At 57.5% G+C, this 17,912-nt stretch carries 14 protein-coding genes; 2 read left to right on the top strand and 12 right to left on the bottom strand.

What is annotated here, in order from left to right:
- Positions 1–196 precede the first annotated feature (196 nt).
- A complete protein-coding gene (locus CEPID_RS04855; protein WP_047239996.1) occupies positions 197–1,930 on the top strand; it encodes a long-chain fatty-acid--CoA ligase in 1,734 nt (577 codons plus the stop codon).
- Positions 1,931–2,013: 83 nt separating this feature from the next.
- Positions 2,014–3,300: a hypothetical protein gene (locus CEPID_RS04850; protein ID WP_144413454.1), complete on the top strand. Its 1,287-nt coding sequence runs from the start codon at positions 2,014–2,016 to the stop codon at positions 3,298–3,300.
- A 12-nt stretch (positions 3,301–3,312) separates the two neighbouring features.
- Here the strand turns inward: CEPID_RS04850 and CEPID_RS04845 are convergent, their stop codons facing one another.
- The 12 genes from CEPID_RS04845 to CEPID_RS04790 form a co-directional block, all read right to left on the bottom strand.
- Positions 3,313–4,116 carry a hypothetical protein gene (locus tag CEPID_RS04845; RefSeq protein WP_047239994.1) on the bottom strand — a complete coding sequence of 268 codons (804 nt, stop codon included), beginning with the start codon at positions 4,114–4,116 and terminating at the stop codon, positions 3,313–3,315.
- A 3-nt stretch (positions 4,117–4,119) separates the two neighbouring features.
- Positions 4,120–4,581 carry a hypothetical protein gene (locus CEPID_RS04840; RefSeq protein ID WP_047239993.1) on the bottom strand — a complete coding sequence of 154 codons (462 nt, stop codon included), beginning with the start codon at positions 4,579–4,581 and terminating at the stop codon, positions 4,120–4,122.
- Positions 4,578–5,123, bottom strand: coding sequence for a hypothetical protein (locus CEPID_RS04835; RefSeq protein WP_144413453.1), 546 nt, complete (start codon positions 5,121–5,123; stop codon positions 4,578–4,580). The genes CEPID_RS04840 and CEPID_RS04835 overlap by 4 nt, the downstream gene beginning before the upstream one ends.
- A 79-nt stretch (positions 5,124–5,202) precedes the next feature.
- Positions 5,203–6,558, bottom strand: a complete 1,356-nt coding sequence (locus tag CEPID_RS04830) for a cupredoxin domain-containing protein (protein WP_047239991.1) — start codon at positions 6,556–6,558, stop codon at positions 5,203–5,205.
- Positions 6,555–7,763 carry a hypothetical protein gene (locus CEPID_RS04825; protein ID WP_047239990.1) on the bottom strand — a complete coding sequence of 403 codons (1,209 nt, stop codon included), beginning with the start codon at positions 7,761–7,763 and terminating at the stop codon, positions 6,555–6,557. The genes CEPID_RS04830 and CEPID_RS04825 overlap by 4 nt, the downstream gene beginning before the upstream one ends.
- The gene (locus tag CEPID_RS04820; protein ID WP_144413452.1) at positions 7,756–8,826 is read right to left on the bottom strand and encodes a hypothetical protein; all 1,071 of its coding nucleotides are present in this window, start codon (positions 8,824–8,826) and stop codon (positions 7,756–7,758) included. Before CEPID_RS04820 ends, CEPID_RS04825 begins: the two co-directional genes overlap by 8 nt.
- A gap of 301 nt (positions 8,827–9,127) precedes the next feature.
- Positions 9,128–10,048, bottom strand: a complete 921-nt coding sequence (gene thrB / locus CEPID_RS04815) for a homoserine kinase (RefSeq protein ID WP_047239988.1) — start codon at positions 10,046–10,048, stop codon at positions 9,128–9,130.
- Complete coding sequence (gene thrC, locus CEPID_RS04810) at positions 10,048–11,064, bottom strand: threonine synthase (RefSeq protein ID WP_083984496.1); 1,017 nt, start codon at positions 11,062–11,064, stop codon at positions 10,048–10,050. Before thrC ends, thrB begins: the two co-directional genes overlap by 1 nt.
- Before the next feature lie 64 nt (positions 11,065–11,128).
- Positions 11,129–12,466 (bottom strand): homoserine dehydrogenase, encoded by a 1,338-nt coding sequence (locus CEPID_RS04805; RefSeq protein ID WP_047239986.1) that lies wholly within the window; start codon positions 12,464–12,466, stop codon positions 11,129–11,131.
- Between the two features lie 267 nt (positions 12,467–12,733).
- The gene (lysA, locus tag CEPID_RS04800; protein WP_047239985.1) at positions 12,734–14,074 is read right to left on the bottom strand and encodes a diaminopimelate decarboxylase; all 1,341 of its coding nucleotides are present in this window, start codon (positions 14,072–14,074) and stop codon (positions 12,734–12,736) included.
- Positions 14,075–15,727 carry an arginine--tRNA ligase gene (gene argS / locus CEPID_RS04795; RefSeq protein ID WP_047239984.1) on the bottom strand — a complete coding sequence of 551 codons (1,653 nt, stop codon included), beginning with the start codon at positions 15,725–15,727 and terminating at the stop codon, positions 14,075–14,077. It abuts the gene before it with no gap.
- 143 nt (positions 15,728–15,870) lie between these two features.
- Positions 15,871–17,547, bottom strand: coding sequence for an L-lactate permease (locus CEPID_RS04790; protein ID WP_047239983.1), 1,677 nt, complete (start codon positions 17,545–17,547; stop codon positions 15,871–15,873).
- Between the last annotated feature and the right edge of the window lie 365 nt (positions 17,548–17,912).

Raw genomic sequence — 17,912 nt, 5'->3', positions numbered from 1 at the left:
AAACGCGCGGCACAACTTCGCTGGTGCAATCGGTTCGTTCTTAGTTTAACGCATGCTATCCACTTTTGGTTACTCGCTGCCGTTGTCGCGTCATGAGCGTGGCGCTTGATCGAGCACAGGCGCCGTCGCTAAGCGTGGTCTCGTTGCTGCCCGGGTAGGTGCCAATTAGGGTGGAGTCCTGGCTAAAGTAGAACTCATGTTGACCACGATGAGCGACCATCCGCTGCTGGTAAAGCGCATTCTCGAATACGCTTCCACTGTTCACGCCGCAACAAAGATCACTACGTGGACGTCATCGGGTCCAGAAGAAACCTCGTTTAGCGCCATCGGCCATCGGGCGGCCGCGTTCGCGCACGCGCTGCATGACACACTGGGAATTGACGACGACCAGCGGGTCGGAACGCTCATGAACAACTGCGCGGAACATGTCGAGACGATGTTCGCCACGATGTGCAAGGGCGCGGTGTTCACGCCTCTCAATAAGCAGCTGATGGGCGACCAAATCCAGCACATTATCAACCATGCCCAGATCGAAGTGATCGTGGTGGATCCCAAAATTGCCGACAAGCTGTGGCCTATCCTGCCCAATTGTCCCAGTGTGCGGGCCCTGGTCTTCATCGGTACTGGCTCGCTTCCAGACGTCGCTACGCAGCTACCTCCACACATTTCGCTCCACTCTTTCGAGGCGCTTCTCGACGCCCGTCCCTCCCGCTACGACTGGCCCGAACTGGACGAGCACACCGCGGCCGCCATTTGTTATTCCACCGGCACCACTGGAGCACCCAAAGGGGTGGCCTATTCGCACCGCTCGATTTATCTTCACTCGATGAGCCTGCGCACCAGCGACTCGATGGGTGTGCATCACGGTGACCCTTTCCTCTGCTGTGTCCCGATCTATCACGTGCTGAGTTGGGGTGTACCGATCGCGGCGTTCATGTCGGGTGCACCGTTGATTTTCCCGGGGTCCCACAATGCTTCCTCGGAGCTGGCGGAAATCATTGCCGAGACGCACCCGCGCGTCGCCCATGGGGTGCCTACCATCTGGATCTCACTCATGGTCCACTACCTGCATAATCCCCCGGCGCGGATGTCGCTGACCGAGATTTTCGTAGGCGGTTCGCCGGTGCCGCCGGTGCTGATCAAGCTGTGGGAGGAGCGCTACGGTGTCGACATCGTTCACGTCTGGGGCATGACCGAAACCTCCACGGTTGCCACCGTCGCTCGCCCGCCGAAAGGGGTCTCCGGTGAGCAGCGTTGGCGGTATCGGGTTTCCCAGGGGCGCTTCCCTGCCTCGGTGGAATACCGGGTGGTCAACGACGGCAAAGTCATGTCCTCCTCGGATCGCAATCAGGGTGAAATCCAGGTGCGCGGGCCGTGGGTGACCGCCAGCTACCTGCATTCCCCGGCCGAAGACGGCGACGGACCAGCAGCGGTGTTCCGCGATGCTGCCGTCGAAGATGCGCCGGAGCAGTTCACCTCCGATGGCTGGCTCCGCACTGGCGACGTCGGTTCTGTCACCAACGATGGCTTTCTCACGGTCGAGGACCGGGCGCGGGACGTTATCCGCTCGGGTGGCGAATGGATCTACTCGGTACAGCTGGAAAACATGGTCATGGAGCATAAGGACGTCGTGGAAGCTGCCGTCATTGGCTACCCCGACGAGAAGTGGGGTGAGCGCCCGCTTGCGGTGACCGTGCTGCACAAGGATGTCCCGGCCAATCGTGAGACGGCTGAAGCCTTACGCGATAGTCTCCGGGAACGCCTACCTCGGTGGATGTTGCCGGAATACTGGGCTTTTGTGTCCTTTATTGATAAGACGTCCGTCGGCAAGTTCGATAAGAAAGACCTTCGCATGCACTTGGCGGATGGCGAATACCAAGTGATCAAGCTGCGTGGTCCGGGAGAAGCGAAACCGGTGGCTAACTCATAGCACGCCGGCTCCGACATAAGGTATTCCCTGCCAATCCCAGTGATACGCTGCGACGATGGCTAACTTATGCCTATACTGTGGCGGTGAACAACCTCCTGAAAGCAGGAATGGAGAGTTTGTCCATTCCCCGGGACGCGCTTCGATTGGCCCTCCGCCACGCTCCCGCCCTCATTTCAGTTCTGTGCGTGGCGTTAGGCCTAAGAAGCGCTGTGTTGTGGCTCGCCGTCGTCGTCTCCGACCACTCCCCGTTCGCAGCCACGCTCCTCGTACCGTTTGCTCCGTTGGCCGTGATGTGCGGATTGATCATTGCCTTGTGGATTATGCAGCCCAGCCTGCCTTTTCTTTCCAATGCCATCAAAACGCCGGGCAGCTACTTGAATACGACGCGTTTGCTCACCATCGGTGGCTTACTGATCCCGTTCCTCACTGTGTACTCATCGAACGGTTTGCTCAAGGAGGATGTGCGCAGTTTCATCTACGACGCCACCCTCGATGAATCAGTCAACAATTTTCTCTTCACCGACTTTTCCCGAGTGATTATCGACGACACCAGGCTCACCCTCATCCTCATCATCACGGTGCTGCTGATCCGCAAAGCCATCGGCTATTTCGGCTTAGGTGAGCGCGGTTTCGGATTCGCGTCCCTGTCGGCCTACCTCGAAACCCTCTGGATGGTCACGCTCTCGGCAATGCTCACCACCAACGTCGACAAGTTCCAAGAATGGCTGATGACCCGCGCCGTAGTCGCTCCTGCCTATCACAATTTCCTCGAAGCGAAAGCCATCGTGATCGAGAATGCTGGGTTGCTGGGAAAGGCATATGTGGCCGCCGGGACGATTGCTGGCAAGCTTGACGACGTCATCGTGGTCCCACTCGCTTGGTTAACGCTGGGTGCGGTGCTCTTTGGCACGACCTTGGCGCCGAAGGCTACTAGTAGTGCATCTGATTCACCGACCAAGGGTTCTCCGCGACATGCCAAGCGCTCTCGACGAGCTATGCGCGTGACCACCGCTCAGGCCCGCGAGCTGCTTGATACGGCAGCACAGCCAATCGCAGGCCCGATTAAGTTGGCGTGGCAGGGCGTGCAGAAGCTTGCGGTAGCAGGAATCGTGCCGATGATCGTGTTCTGTCTCATCTTCATCTTGTGTTCCCTGGCAGAATTGGGAACAGTTTATGCAGCGCGCGCCATTATCGGCCCCCAACCGCTGCTCAAATCTGCTGCTTTATGGCCGTACGTCAGCAACGTAGCACGGCTGGCATACTTCTTCGTTGCCCTGCCACTGTTGGCAGCCGCAGTCGACCGCTACTTGCGCCACTCTTATGCTGATGACGCTGCCCAAACCGCAGAGGACAAGCTGGTCAACGCCTAAGGCTTCCTCGGGCTAGCGACCAGTTTTTGGTTTGATGAGGTCGTTCGTCGGTTCTGGCAGGGTGAAGTCAAGCCGGAATGGTGCTTCCCAGCCGAGGTGTAGCGTCTGTGGTGTGGTCCCTTCTGGTACGACGAACAGTGCCACCTTCTTCCAGGATTCTGGCCGGGGCGGTTCGTCGTTCAGATCTGCAAGTGGACCTGAATCAAAGATGGACGGAGGTAGTGGACCCGGGGTCTTCGGCGGGACGCACGCATACCTGGATTCAAAGTCTGCGGTCCTGGTTTTGTCACTAAGCAACAGCGAATTGAAAATATACTCTTCGCCGTTAGCGTCGCTGATCCACATTTCGCAGCCCGAAAGAGTAACCTGCGGATCAGCCTTCCATTCAGTTGCCACTACCCACAGTTCTGACTTCGGCGGGAGGGTGAACTCCGGGGTGATTTTCGGATCCACTTTCTGAATTCCCAAGACCTTCACTGCGGCAGCACGCTGAAAGGTCGCATCCTCCAGCTCAAACTGCCGCGAGAAATTGACGGTCTCCCCAGCCGCCACTTTCTGCCCGTCCGAGAATTCATTCGGCAAATAGACATTGACGTAACGAAACGACGCCGCCGCGATGAGGAAGGCAGCCGCAGGTACGGCTGCCAAACACCAGAACTTATTGCGTTGCAGCCAACCGCGATCTTCGCCGGTATTGGCCTTTTCGATCCGCTGGAGTTCCTGTTCGACAGCGGCGTCAACTTCCCATTTCTGTGCGTCTGTGAGCTCTCCCGAGGATTCCGGCGAATCAGCAATGGAGTTTTCGTCGTGAGTCATGTTCTATCCTTTGACATCCAAGGGGTGAACTAACACCGCGTTGCCGGCCTCGCTGAAGCCAGGGCTTAACCGCAACACGGAACCAGCAACGGCCTCGCGCTGCACTTCGAACCCCACTTCGCAGTGGGCAGTGATGCCTACCTGCACCGGACCGCACCGGGTCAGTGTGACGCTACGAACACTTCGATCCTTGCCATCCATGAGCGTGGCAACGGGATTCTTCCGGGCGGCATTGGTGGTGATGTCAAAATTCACCACGAGGAAGGTTTCTCGGGTAGTCATGCCCTCGTAGGTGGGGGCGGTGGTAGCTACAACATTGTCCACGGTCCCGAACCGCGGGGCTTGCTTACTAAACTCATAGGGCTGCTCGTACACACTCATCGGTGTAGGCATCTTCTCCCGAATTGTGGTGCCGATGATCACGGCTAGCAGCACCAACGCCGACACTGCGATCTTTTGCTTCATCGCAGCACCACCTCAGCAACGGGCTCCGGGTCTGCCCAAATCATCGATCCATCGAGCGACGACTTCCGCCAGGAGAGCGAATTGATCACTAGAGTCTTAGGCCCCGGAGTACTTGGCCAGGACACCACCACTTCGGTTGCTACCCCAGGCGACAAGGTAGTAATTCTGCGAGGAAAATCGCCTGCTGGCCTATCCACCTGCGGAAAGGCATCGCTTCCCTCCAGTTTGAAAACCTGGTTGAGATCAGTGGCGTAGACCAGGGCACGCGGAGCCGTCATCGTGATTGTCATCGGCACCTCGAGCTTGCCATCGGCTTCTCGAGCTGGACCCATTTCGATCAAGAACGGCTTCGCCTCAATCTGTTGACTACCGCCTAGCAACTGCAACTTTTGCAATTGATACGGTTCGGCATCGTCGAAACCGTGCTGCAACCCCAAGATTCCTACTAAAGCAGCGGCCAGCATCACCAAAACATTGGTGCGTGTGAATAGTCCAGAGGCCAAAAAGGCCACAAAGCCCCTAGTGGTCTTATTTTCACTCACGCTCAGTAGTATAAATAGCTTTTATTCTTCTCGCTGGTCAATCGGCACTATGGCTATCGACGCCCGTCGCCACTGAGCGCTATGTGACTTCAAAAACTCCATGCTGCCCGCGATATGAGCTCACCAAGCGGTGGTTTTCAAAGACATATTTTCCTTGGTCCTCAAAGACGACATCGACGAATCCGCCTTGTCCGGGCTGCAGCGACACTGCGGATCTGCCGTCGCCATTGGAAATTCGCCCATCTTGGTAGACATCTTCAAAGGTGGTGCCATGGATCACGAAACTCAAGTCACCGACGGGGCCGATGTTGACCAACCAGACTCGGATCTGCTTCCCACGCTCGACCTGGATGGGCCGATGGTCGTATTGGTTTGGAATTCCGTTAAACGCTGCGAGGTCAGCTTGGCCGAGGCGGATATCGTTTTGCAAGGGAGAGACGATCTCCGGGCCAATAAAAATATCAGATGCGACGAGCACTAGGTCTGAATCCACCGCTGGCGCCCCTGGTACCTCAATAATCACCGCACCGCTAAAGGATTCGACGATGCTGGCGTCCCCGCTGGCCGGGACACCTCGGTACATCCAGGTACCTGGTTTATTGAAGCTGAAAGTGTAGGTCTTTTCTTCTCCAGCCGGAACAGTGACAATCGCGCCCGAGTCCACTCCCTGCACGTCGAGGCGATACTCAGCACCAGTCTTGTTCACCACCGTAGTTTCGAACTTGTCCCCCGGTTTGCCTCGGACTGGATCAGGCGAAACCTTGCCATTAACCAGAATTCGCTGTTGCTTCAGCCCGGGGAAGACCTCCGCAGCTTCCTTACTGATTACCAAACGCTCGCGATGAGTGTTCTCCGCTCCCGCCCCCTCAAAAGTGGCGCTTTTCGCTTGAAAACCCGGTCCCGGATCACGAAGTCGATCTGAGCGATCAAGAGGCAAATCATCTTTTTCACTACTGCTTTCGGTGGAGCTACCTTCTACCCGCACGCTAAACGACCGCATTTGATCCGAGGCACCGTCAACATTTAGCCACCCAGACTGATTGGTGTTGATCACCCCGGCGTCGAAAAGCGCGGTGCCGGCGGGCTCGATAGGGTCGCTGGTCTTCTTTGCAAGTTGCAGCTCAATGGTTTCGGAAGTGTCATTCTTCACCGAAAGAAGCAGTCTGCTCCCTGCGGAAACCGTAATGATCCTCGGCTGAATTGCAGAGCTTTTCACGACGATTTCTTGGCGCACCACGCGGCTGCCTTGCGATGCTTCCGAGGCAAGACTTTTACGTTCGCCAGAATCTTGAATCGGGGTCAGCGCGATGACAACCAATGTGATAACGGCCGTGATCGCTAGGCCCAGCAGCACCCAGGCTGCCCACAAACCGGCGTCGTTCTTGTTCGAAACCGGATCAAACCATGAAGGAGTGTTTTTGGGTGAATCAGTCACGATTTCTCCGATACTAAGACACTAATTCCGTAACGAATGAGGATGGAAAACTTTGATGCCACGCCAATCGCAATCAGCACCAGGCCGATCATCATCGCATTTCCACTGAAGCCGAATAGGGTGAGCACCGCCCCCAAGTTAATCAGAACTAACTCGGTGAAGGCACTCGGATCGGCAGTAGCCGATTGTCCCCAAGAAAACGGCAGCAAATGGTGCAGCGCAGACAATACAAACTGCAAGTAACCGGCCCCGGCAAGCGCCGGAATTACCAGGTAGAAGAACAATTCACTATCAAAACCTAGCAGCAGGATGACGCATTGTGTCGCTTGCAGCGCGATTAGCCAGACCAACGACGCAGTCAACCCAAGAGCAGAGCCATGCCAATGCTCCGCCGAACCTAACATGTCAGACAACAGCGGATGAAGAACAATGATTGAGACACCGACGAAGGCGACCATGACCGCACCAACCAAGATGGTCTGATTCAGCGCTTGTAGCGTCGTCATGATCAGGAGCAAGAAAACCAGGATTCCCAACGCTCTTTCCGCGCGCCGGATCACACGTTCCTTGACGGCGATGCCAGTAAGACGAGGAACCAGCGGCAAGGCCGCGCCGATCACCGCAAACCATCCAAAGCCCCACACAGCTGCTTGAGCATGGGCCTGAACCAAGAACGAACGACGCCCCAAACCATGTCCCATCATCAAAAGGAAGATCATGGAATAGAACAAGAACAACAACGCCAACACGAAGTATGGCACTGAGGCCTTCAACAGCGGGGCCATCTTCACGTTAATCGCGCGGGTCATCGCCACCGCCTGCCACATCAACACACCACAGGTCAAGATGGCGCAGCAATCAGCGAGCACTCCCCAAGCACGATCCGCCCGGCCCAAGTAAAAGCCGATGAGCGATAACTGATAGCAAAATACCCGCCACGCCACCATACGGATGCTCAGTAGTCTGCCATCAGTAATGACCCGTACAAAGTAGGTGGAATAAGCCAATACCGCTGTTCCCACCGCGCCGGCCAAAACGATGTGGGTTAACTCCCAATAAGACACGCCAATGCGAAGAGTGTGGCGGGTGCCTGCGACCAGAGCCACGATCAGCCACATCCCCACCAGAGAAGCGAAGATCGAATTCCAGAATCGGTCCTCGTTCTTGATGAGGCCACCGAATATTAGGCCATCGACATCAGCCATTGCTGCCCTCCGAAGCCGCATATTCTTGAGCACTCACCGGCTTGGTGTCCTTCCGGAACCCTTTGGAAACTGACTGTGTAGACCAATACAGCCCAAAACACAACCAGCCTAATGTGTAGATCGCCGTAGCGATCAATCCGGCCTGCCACAATTGGAAAACCTCCCGAGCATCGCCTCCGATTACCCGGAGCACCAAAGACCCCTGGATGGCCACCGGAAAGACCCACATCTCTTTGCGATAGCTCAGATAGCGCCAGTAGACCATCGCTAGGAACTCAGCTGAGGATCCGATGGTAAACGACATCACTGCACCGAAAAAGAATGCTGCCCAAGAGGCGTCCAAGCCATAACCTGTTGGGTAATAGCCGTAGGCGAGTTGGATGAGTCCAACTGTTACTGTCCATAAGTAGACGCAGAGCAGCATAATCGAACGAAAATGCACCATCTTTGAAGCGCTGAGTCCCCTACGGTAGGTGTCAAAAATTGCGCAGGCGATAGCGCACACAATGAGGTAAATACCGAATAGGGGCACGCCTATGTCTGGGTGGATAGCTGCTATGAGCGCGCCACCGAACAAGATGAGCATCATAGCCACCACCTGGTTTGACGCCTTGGCATTCGGAAATCTGATCCGGTCGGTGGAAATCCGCTCCCCCGTGATGGTGCAGAAAAATAGTGCGATCGCTAGGGGCAGGATTTCCGCAAAAGGAATCCGCAGAGACCATAGCGCCACTGCGCAGAAACCAGCGGCAGAGCCGGAGGCTTGAACAACCTGACCGACACCGAATTTTCGCAGGTAAATCGAAATGTAAATAGCACTCAAAATTGCAAAGCCCAGCAGATAAAAGACCGCCGGCACCGCACGAGGCAAACCAACCAAGAGTGTTATTGATCCAAGCGAGTTGGCAATGGGAGCACCCCAACTCCACCATTCATCGTGAACGTTCGCCCTGGTAATCGTGATGAAACCGCCGATAAAGCCGAAGACTATCAACGCTTCAACGTTAAAAGCCCACACCTGCACAATCCCAATGGAGGGCGGGTATCCGTTGGTGGTGCTCAAAAAGATACTTCCGACAAAACCCGCGGCAAGTGCTGCCCACGATACCCAAAGCATCACCCAACGACCTGGGTGGGAGAATCTGCTAACCACTGCTGTTGATTACCTCAATGCCAAAAATCTGCGCCGCTGCAAAGTAGATGTACGTACCGATTTTTGGCAAGGACCTTTGGCCGGGCGGGGCGAACCTTCGCGAAGCTGCCTAACCACGCAGCACCAATCATAACTAACCATACTGGTAATGCCGAACCACTACTGACCGTGTTTTTCCGTTGACAACTTCAGCTGTAAACGAAGCAGCCAGCTAGTCCCGCGCAAGCTCTTCCACGGACACCCCAGAAGCTATATCCAGCTCAAACACCCGAAGCGAAGCAGCCTTCGCATCTTCGATCAGGTCGATCGGCACTGGGTCCGTGTGGAGGACCAGTGCAGTCGGCCCCGCACCAGAGACAAACGCGGCCAGCCCCCGCTCGCGAAGTTTTCCGACCCACTGCGTGGTCACAGGCAGCGCCTGCGCACGGTAACCCTGATGCAGCTTGTCTTCGGTGGCCGCGAACAACAGCGTGGGGTCATGCTGGAGCGCATAAGTCAGTAATCCAGTGCGGGCGAGGTTGAACCGCGCGTCCGTATGGGGCACAAATTCCGGCAGGACTTTGCGCACCGCGCTTGTCGACGCCTGGGTGTCCGGCACAAATGTGGTCGCCTTTAACTGCGGATGCACCGGGATTCGCACCGCACGATACCGTGGCTCCCCTTCCACTTCTTCAGTCCACGACACCACTGCTCCACCCAAGACGGAAGCCGAGGAATTATCCGGGTGACCTTCACATTCCCCCGCCAGGTGCACGAACTCAGCCTGATCGAAGGCACCGTCGCTAAGCGCTTGTGCAGCAGCTAAGCCCGCGACCGCAGCAGATGCCGAGGACCCAAGCCCGCGAGATTGCGGGATCCGGTTGTGGCAACTAACCCGCAGCCCCGGTGCTTGACACCCTGCTGCTGCCAAGCCTCGCTCGATCGACCGGACGACGAGGTGCGAGGAGTTCTTTGGCAAGTAGTCGGCGCCTTCTCCGGAGATGTGCATTTCCAGGCCGGACGGAATCACTTCGACCGTGACGTCGTCGAAAAGCCCCAGGCTCAAGCCCAGGCTGTCGAAGCCCGGGCCAAGGTTGGCCGAAGACGCAGGCACCGAAACGGTGACGGCTTTGCCGACTTCCAGAACACACATTATTTCAGCCCGAGCGCAGCAACAACCGCTGCTGGATCAACCTCGATTGGCTGTGGCTGCTGCATGGCCGACAGTGCGTTGTCTGGATCCTTCAGTCCGTTGCCGGTTACGGTACAAACCACTGTTTGACCAGGTTCCAGCCAACCTTCGGCATGCGCAGCCAGGAGCCCAGCAACCGAGGAAGCGGAGGCCGGTTCCACAAACACGCCTTCGCGAGCGGCGATCAGGCGGTAGGCAGCGAGGATCTCCTCGTCGGTAGCTGCACGGAACACGCCGTTAGATTCTTCTTTCGCGGTCATCGCCCCATGCCAGGAAGCAGGATTGCCGATGCGGATGGCAGTGGCGACAGTCTCCGGCTCGAGCACTGGAGCACCATTGACGAGTGGCGCCGCACCAGCAGCCTGGACCCCCAGCATGCGTGGCAGCTTCGTGGCGATGCCATCTTCGCGGTACTCCCGGTACCCCTTCCAATAAGCGGTGATGTTTCCGGCGTTGCCGACGGGCAGGGCGTGAATATCGGGGGCATCACCAAGCACGTCGACGATTTCGAAGGAAGCCGTCTTTTGGCCCTCGATGCGCATGGGGTTCACGGAGTTGACCAGGGCGATCTCCGGGTATTCCGCGGTGGTCTTTTGGACCAGCTCAAGGCAGTCATCAAAGTTGCCCTTGACCTGGATGATGTCCGCACCATACATCACCGCCTGAGCCAGCTTGCCCATGGCGATCTTCCCCTCCGGGATCAACACACAGCTCTTGATACCGGCACGAGCTGCATAGGCCGCGGCGGAGGCCGAGGTGTTACCGGTAGAGGCGCACATCAGGACTTTCTTGCCCAGGTGTACCGCGTCGGTCACCGCTACCGTCATGCCCCGGTCTTTGAAGGATCCAGTGGGATTGGCGCCTTCCACCTTGAGGTACACTTCGCAGCCCGTGAGCTCGGAAATGTGGTTGGCCCGAATAAGCGGAGTGGCGCCTTCGAGGAGGGTGACTGCCTTGACAGAATCATCGAAGGGCATTCGGTCCCGGTATTCGTCGATGAGTCCGCGCCATCCGCGCAGCACAGGGTTGGTAGCCACTTTTCTACTCGCTCTCTAATCGAATTACACTGTTTACAGATTTTACCGCCGCCATGTTCTTCAGCTTGATGATGACCGCAGCTAAATCAGATTCCGCAGCACTGTGGGTGACAATAATCAACCGGGCGGTATCCCCGTTGTCCTCTTGTCGCACGGTGCGCAACGACACGCCACAGCTGGCAAACAGGTCCGCAATCTCAGCGAGCACGCCGATGCGGTCCGCAACTTCCATATCCACGTGGTAGCGGGTGTGGACCTCACCGAAAGCCGCGATCGGCAGGTTCGCGTAGGTGGAATCGCCTGGGGCTCGTCCCCCATGGACCTTGTTGCGCGCAGCGCCCACCAAGTCACCCAGCACCGCTGAGGCCGTTGGTGCGCCGCCCGCACCATTGCCGTAAAACATGAGTCGGCCTGCTGCCTCAGCCTCGACGAAGATGGCATTGAATGACTTAGACACGCTGGCCAGCGGATGATCGCGCGGGATTAGCGTGGGGTGCACACGGGCGGAGATTTTCTCGGTACCGTCATCGCTGGTGAAGCGCTCGCAGATCGCCAGCAGCTTGATCGTGTAGCCGGCTTCCTTCGCAGCCGCGATGTCCTTGGCAGTGACGTGGGTGATGCCCTCGCAATACACGTCGTTGGCTGTGACGCGGGTGTGGAATGCCAGGGTTGCCAAGATGGCTGCCTTGGAGGCGGCGTCGTGTCCGCCGACATCAGCGGTCGGGTCAGCTTCGGCATAACCAAGGCGGGTGGCTTCAGCCAGCATGTCATCGTAGGAAGCACCGGTGGAATCCATGGCGTCAAGGATGAAGTTGGTGGTGCCATTGACAATGCCCATGACTGACTCAATACGGTCGCCGGCCAACGAGCGACGCAGTGGCCCCAGCACGGGGATAGCGGCTGCAACGGCTGCCTCGAAGTAGAGATCGACACCTGCTGCATCTGCAGCAGCCGCCAGCTCATCCGAATGCGCTGCGACCAGGGCCTTGTTCGCGGTCACGACGGACTTGCCCGCCTTGAGCGCTTCCAAAATCAACTCGCGCGGGTAATCGATTCCGCCGATAACTTCCACGACAATGTCAACATCATCGCGCGCGATGAGCGCGCGCGCATCGGTGGTCAGCAGCTCAGCAGGAACCTCTGAGGCATGCTTTTCGACGTTCGACACGGCCACCCCGCGCAATTCCAGCGGTCCCCCGATACGGTTTTCCAAGTCGAAAGAGTATTCCTGCATGAACCGCATGACTTCCGCACCCACGGTACCTCGTCCGAGAATCGCGACGCCTACGGGCGTACCAATTCCTTTGCCGGGGTTGAACTGTGGCTGCTTGAGGTCACTCATGAGGCACTCCTGAACGTGATCGTGGGTAGGTGGTGGGACTATGCACACCGAACGCGTGGTCCGGGCGACATACCTCACCACTCTAGACTAAGCGGTTCATTTCTGCGTGAAATGAAAGATATTTACCCGATGCCGACGCACATCCAGGAATTTTACCACGCATCTAGTCGCATATTTTCACAACCTGGAATAGTTTGCACTGTCCGCCTAAGCCGGTAGCGACAAAGGCGGGCGGAAATCTGAGCGACGGGCGTCGATAAGCCCTGGTTAAGCCTCAAGTGCGAGGAAATCCGAGACCGTCTGTCGGCGCAGCATAGGGCTCACTACCCCATCTCGGACGGAAACGACCGCCGGTTTGCCGAACATGTTGTAGTTCGACGCCATGGCATAGCAGTAGGCACCTGTTGCGGCGAGTGCTACAAGATCCCCGGAGTGGATGTCGGCGGGCAAGTCAGCAGCGTTGATCAGAATGTCGCCGGATTCACAGTGGGCGCCGACCACACGGGTATTGGTCAACTTGGCGTCGCTAGTGCGGTTGACCAGGCGGATATCGTATTCCGCACCATAGAGAGCTGGTCGGATGTTGTCGCTCATTCCGCCATCAACTGCCAGGTAGCGGCGGGTCTCGTTGTCGGAAATATGCACGTCCTTGATGGCGCCGACCTCGTAGACCGTCACCGTTGCTGGGCCGGCGATGGCTCGTCCCGGCTCCACCATAACCGTCGGGGTGGCCAAGCCAAGAGACTCTGCGCTCTTGGTGACCTTCTCGTGCAGGTCAGCGGCGACCGCAGCGACGTCGAGCGATTCATCGTTAGCCGTGTAGGCAATGCCGTAGCCGCCACCGAGGTCAAGAATCGTGAGCAGGTTTGCCACCTCGGCGGGCTGCGAAGTAACGATCTGTTCCATCAGCCCCAACACACGCTCAGCCGCCATATTGAAGCCCTGCGCGTCAAACACCTGGGATCCGACGTGGCAGTGCAGGCCAACCAGGCGAATGTTGTTGGCAGCTATCGCTTCCTCGGCCGCTTGGAAGGCCGAGCCAGAAGCCAAGGAGAACCCGAACTTTTGGTCTTCGTGGGCAGTGGCAATCATCTCGTGGGTGTGGGCTTCCACACCTGGCTTCACGCGGACCAAAACGTCCTGGCTTTGGCCAAGTTCGGCAGCTACGGCATCGAGCCGGGCGATCTCGTCGTGGTTATCCAGTACGACGTGTCCCACCTGGGCTTCAACACACAAATGGAGGAAGCCATCGCTTTTGTTATTGCCATGCACCGTGATGCGCTCTGCCGGGAAATCAGCAGCCAACGCCAGGCGCAGCTCATTTTCACTAGCTACGTCCAGCGACAAGCCTTCTTCGGCAACCCAGTTGGCTACCTTACGAGTCAGAAAGGCCTTAGAGGCATAGTGAACGTTCTCCCCACCACCGAAAGCCGCCGCCATGTCCTGACAGCGTGAGCGGAAATCTGCTTCGTCAATCACAAACAGCGGGGTGCCGAACTCTTGGGCAAGGTCAGCCAGGGAAACCCCCGCAATAGTCACTTCGCCATTGGTCGCGCGTGTGGCGCTTCGTGGCCAGACGTGGCTAGGAAGTACGTCAAACTTGGTCATTTACATCCGTTCTGGAGCGGACACGCCTACCAGGTAGAGCGCGTTCGCGAGTGTCTGGCGGGTTGCCATGGCCAAAGCCAGCCGAGCGGCGTGAATAGGCTCCGCGGTCTCCCCCGCCTTGGGCAGAATTTGGCAGTTGTCGTAGAAACGATGGAACGTACCAGCGAGGTCTTCAGCGTAGCGTGCGATCCGGTGTGGCTCGCGCAAATCCGCAGCGGATTTAACAACTTCAGGGAATTCTCCCAGGGTTCGGACAAGATCGCCCTCACGCTCGTGCGTCAGCAACGACAGGTCAGCTCCCTCGGCGAGCACACCCAATTCGGCGGCCTTCCGCGCGATTGAGCTCAGGCGGGCGTGCCCGTACTGCACGTAAAACACCGGGTTATCGTTGCTTTGCGACGCCCAAAGCTCCATATCAATATCCAGGGAGGAATCGACGGAGGAGCGAATCAGCGCGTAGCGAGCAGCATCGATGCCGATCAGTTCCACGAGATCGTCCAGGGTGATAACAGTGCCGGCGCGCTTCGACATCCGAACTGCCTGCCCATCACGGACCAGGTTCACCATCTGTCCGATCATGACTTCAACCATGTTTGGGTCATACCCAAGCGCTGCCGCCGATGCTTTCAGGCGAGCGATGTAACCATGGTGGTCCGCACCGAGCATGTAAATGCACAGGTCATGGCCACGTTCAATCTTGTCCACCACGTAGGCGATATCGCCGGCAATGTAGGCGGCATCCCCGTCCGACTTGATGACCACCCGGTCCTTGTCATCGCCAAAATCGGTAGCCTTCAGCCACCAGGCACCATCTTTTTCATAGAGGTTGCCGTTTTCCTTGAGCATGGCCACAGCCCGATCCACCGCACCGGATTCAAAAAGCGAATTCTCATGGAAGAACACGTCAAAGTCGGTGCCAAACTCATGCAGAGTTTCTTTGATGTGCGCAAACATCATTTCCACGCCCTCGGCGCGGAAGGTTTCTTGCATGACATCCGGTGGCATAGAGAGCACGTCCGGCTGCTTTTCCACTACCTTCGCAGCGATGTCATTGATGTATTCGCCGGCGTAGCCGTCTTCTGGCGTCGGCTCGCCTTTGGCTGCAGCGACCAGGGAGTTAGCAAAGCGGTCAATCTGCTTCCCGTGATCGTTGAAGTAGTATTCGCGGGTTACTTGCGCCCCGCTAGCCTGCAGAATCCTGCCCAGGGAGTCGCCGACCGCTGCCCAACGGGTACCGCCGAGATGTACCGGACCGGTCGGGTTCGCCGAAACAAACTCCAGGTTGACACGCTTTCCGGCGTAGTCGGAATTATGGCCGTAGGCTGTGCCTTCGGCGAGAACTTTGGCGACGATGCCGCCCTGGGCAGCTGCCCCCAAACGCAAATTCACAAAGCCCGGCCCGGCAATCTCAGCCTCGGCAATTGCGTCGTTGTGGCGCAACTGAGCAACCAGCAACTCGGCGAGCTCACGCGGATTTTTGCCAACTTTCTTGGCGATTTGCAGCGCCAAGTTGGTGGCGTAATCACCGTGCTCGGGGTTACGTGGACGCTCGACAACAACCGTGTCAGGTAGCACGGAGGTATCGAGGCCTTGCTCGTTGAGTACCGCCTCTGCGGTGTTCTTAATTAGGGTACCTAGGTCTGCTGGAGTCACATTCGCCCATCTTAGTCCACCTCCCCACGCGCAACGACACCGGGCGCGGACCAAACCCTCACCTATTTCCCACCGGCCTAGGGGCAGCTAAGGCGGCAAAAAGCCACACCCGCGGATGCACCGCAGATGTGGCAGCACAGCTATTAGACCATCCAGCCGAGCACGGCAGTGGACTGCAAGTAGACCAGCAGACACATGAAGGCCAGCAAACCAAGCGAGTAAGCGATCACTTGCTTCATGATCTCAGCTTCGCCGTTGTCCATGTGGACCGCCGCCGCGGCAATCGAGACCGTCTGCGGCGAAATCATCTTGCCCGTCACTGCACCTGCAGAGTTGGCGGCAATCAGGTGGGTAGGATCTGCGCCGATTTGCTGGGCAGCGGTGGCCTGCATCTTCGCAAACAACGCATTCGATGAAGTAGCACTACCGGTCACCGCCGTGCCGATCCAGCCCAGGACTGGGGAAATCAGTGGGAAGATCGCTCCAGTGGTAGCCAAAGCTGCGCCGATTGCGCCGGTTTGACCGGAGAAGTTCATCACATAAGCCAGGCCCATCACCGATGCGATAGTCAGGAAGCTAAATCGCATGCGGTAGGCGCCGTCGAAAAGCTCTTTGATGCCCTTGCCGAATGTCATCGGGTATTTGCCGTCTTGGCTAGTCAGTGAGTAGACGATGACGGTCACCAAACCGCACAGCATTAGCAGGGTTCCCGGGCCAGACAGCCAGTTGAAGTTGAACACCGTGCCGGAGACTTTTGCGCCGGAGGCGGTGAGCAGGTGGCCGTCGAGACCTGGCCATGGGATCTTGACATCCGTGGCTGCCATTCGGGCTGGAATATCGATGCCCCACGTCCACAGCTTTGCGACGGCAAAAACCACCACGACCAGCAGGTATGGAAAGAGCGCAAGACTCGTGCGGGCAGGAGTAAGGGCCGTGGCGTTCGCATCAACCTGGGAGGCTTGGTCTTCTGGTGTGGAGGGTGCCCACACGAAAAGGAACCCAATTCCCACGGCCAGCGAAAGCAAACATGCCACCACGTCAGTGAGCTCGTAGGTGAAGTAGTTCGAAGCTAAGAACTGGCCGCCACCGAAAGTAACTGCCAAAACCAAAGCCATGGGCCAGACCTGTTTAAAGCCGCGCAGCCCGTCCATCACGAAGCACAACACAAAGGGAACCACGAGAGCCAGCACCGACACCTGACGGCCAGCCATCGCTGCAACATCGGCGCCGGGGGTGTTAGTGAGCAAACCAGCGGTGGTCACTGGAATGGCCATCGCACCGAAGGCGACGGGGGCAGTATTGGCCACCAGAGTGGTCAGCACTGCCTTCATCGGTTTCATACCAATGGCCAGCAACATCGCCGCGACGATCGCCACCGGAGCACCGAAGCCAGCCAGCGCCTCCAACAAACCGCCAAAGGAAAAGCCAATCAAGAGCGCCTGGACGCGCATGTCCCCGCGTCCAATTTTGGAAAAAATCAGCCTCAGGTCTTCAAAGCGATTGCTGCGCACCGTGAGGTCGTAGACCCACACCGCCATCCAAATGATGAACACAATGGGGAAAAGACCGAACACGATGCCTTGTGACGTAGTGAGCAGAGCCAAACTCGTTGGCATTCGGAACAACCCGATGGCCACGAGCAACGCCACAATCAGGGACGACATTGCCGAGTAATGCGCTTTCCATTTCAAGACCATGAGGAAGATAAAGAAAGCCACTAGGGGCAAAATACCGGCCAGAGCGCTCAGCACCAGGCTGTGATTCACTGCGTCGGTTCGGGCGGTGTAGTCCGCGGCGAGATAGATCGATTTAGAGGTCATCAATACATCCTCGTTCAATTAGGTTTGCACCTAGGCTGTGAAGTCCGCAGCATCGCCTCTTGGGGCGGGTATTCGCGACAGCGTGCTGCGCATGCCAGCGCGGCGACCAGGTTCTCCTCGCGGCCCGAAACAGCCCGGTGGTGTACTTGCCCCATTGTCGTCCCAATGGTCACAGAAACTGAAGAGCGAGTTCACCAAGGCAGGTTTCTGCAGCTCACTACACCCCCAGATGTGGGGACACCCCGCCTTCTCAAGATGTGACATCTGGTCCGAAAGTGACGGCGACGACTGAATCAATTAAGTGCAATGACCATCACAAAAGTTGCATACTTCACATTTGCTCTTGATTTTCCGCAGCTCGCCAT

It is taken from the genome of Corynebacterium epidermidicanis, assembly GCF_001021025.1.
Classification (GTDB): domain Bacteria; phylum Actinomycetota; class Actinomycetes; order Mycobacteriales; family Mycobacteriaceae; genus Corynebacterium; species Corynebacterium epidermidicanis.
Note: the sequence above shows the minus strand (reverse complement) of the source record. Positions and strands in the feature narration are given on the sequence as shown.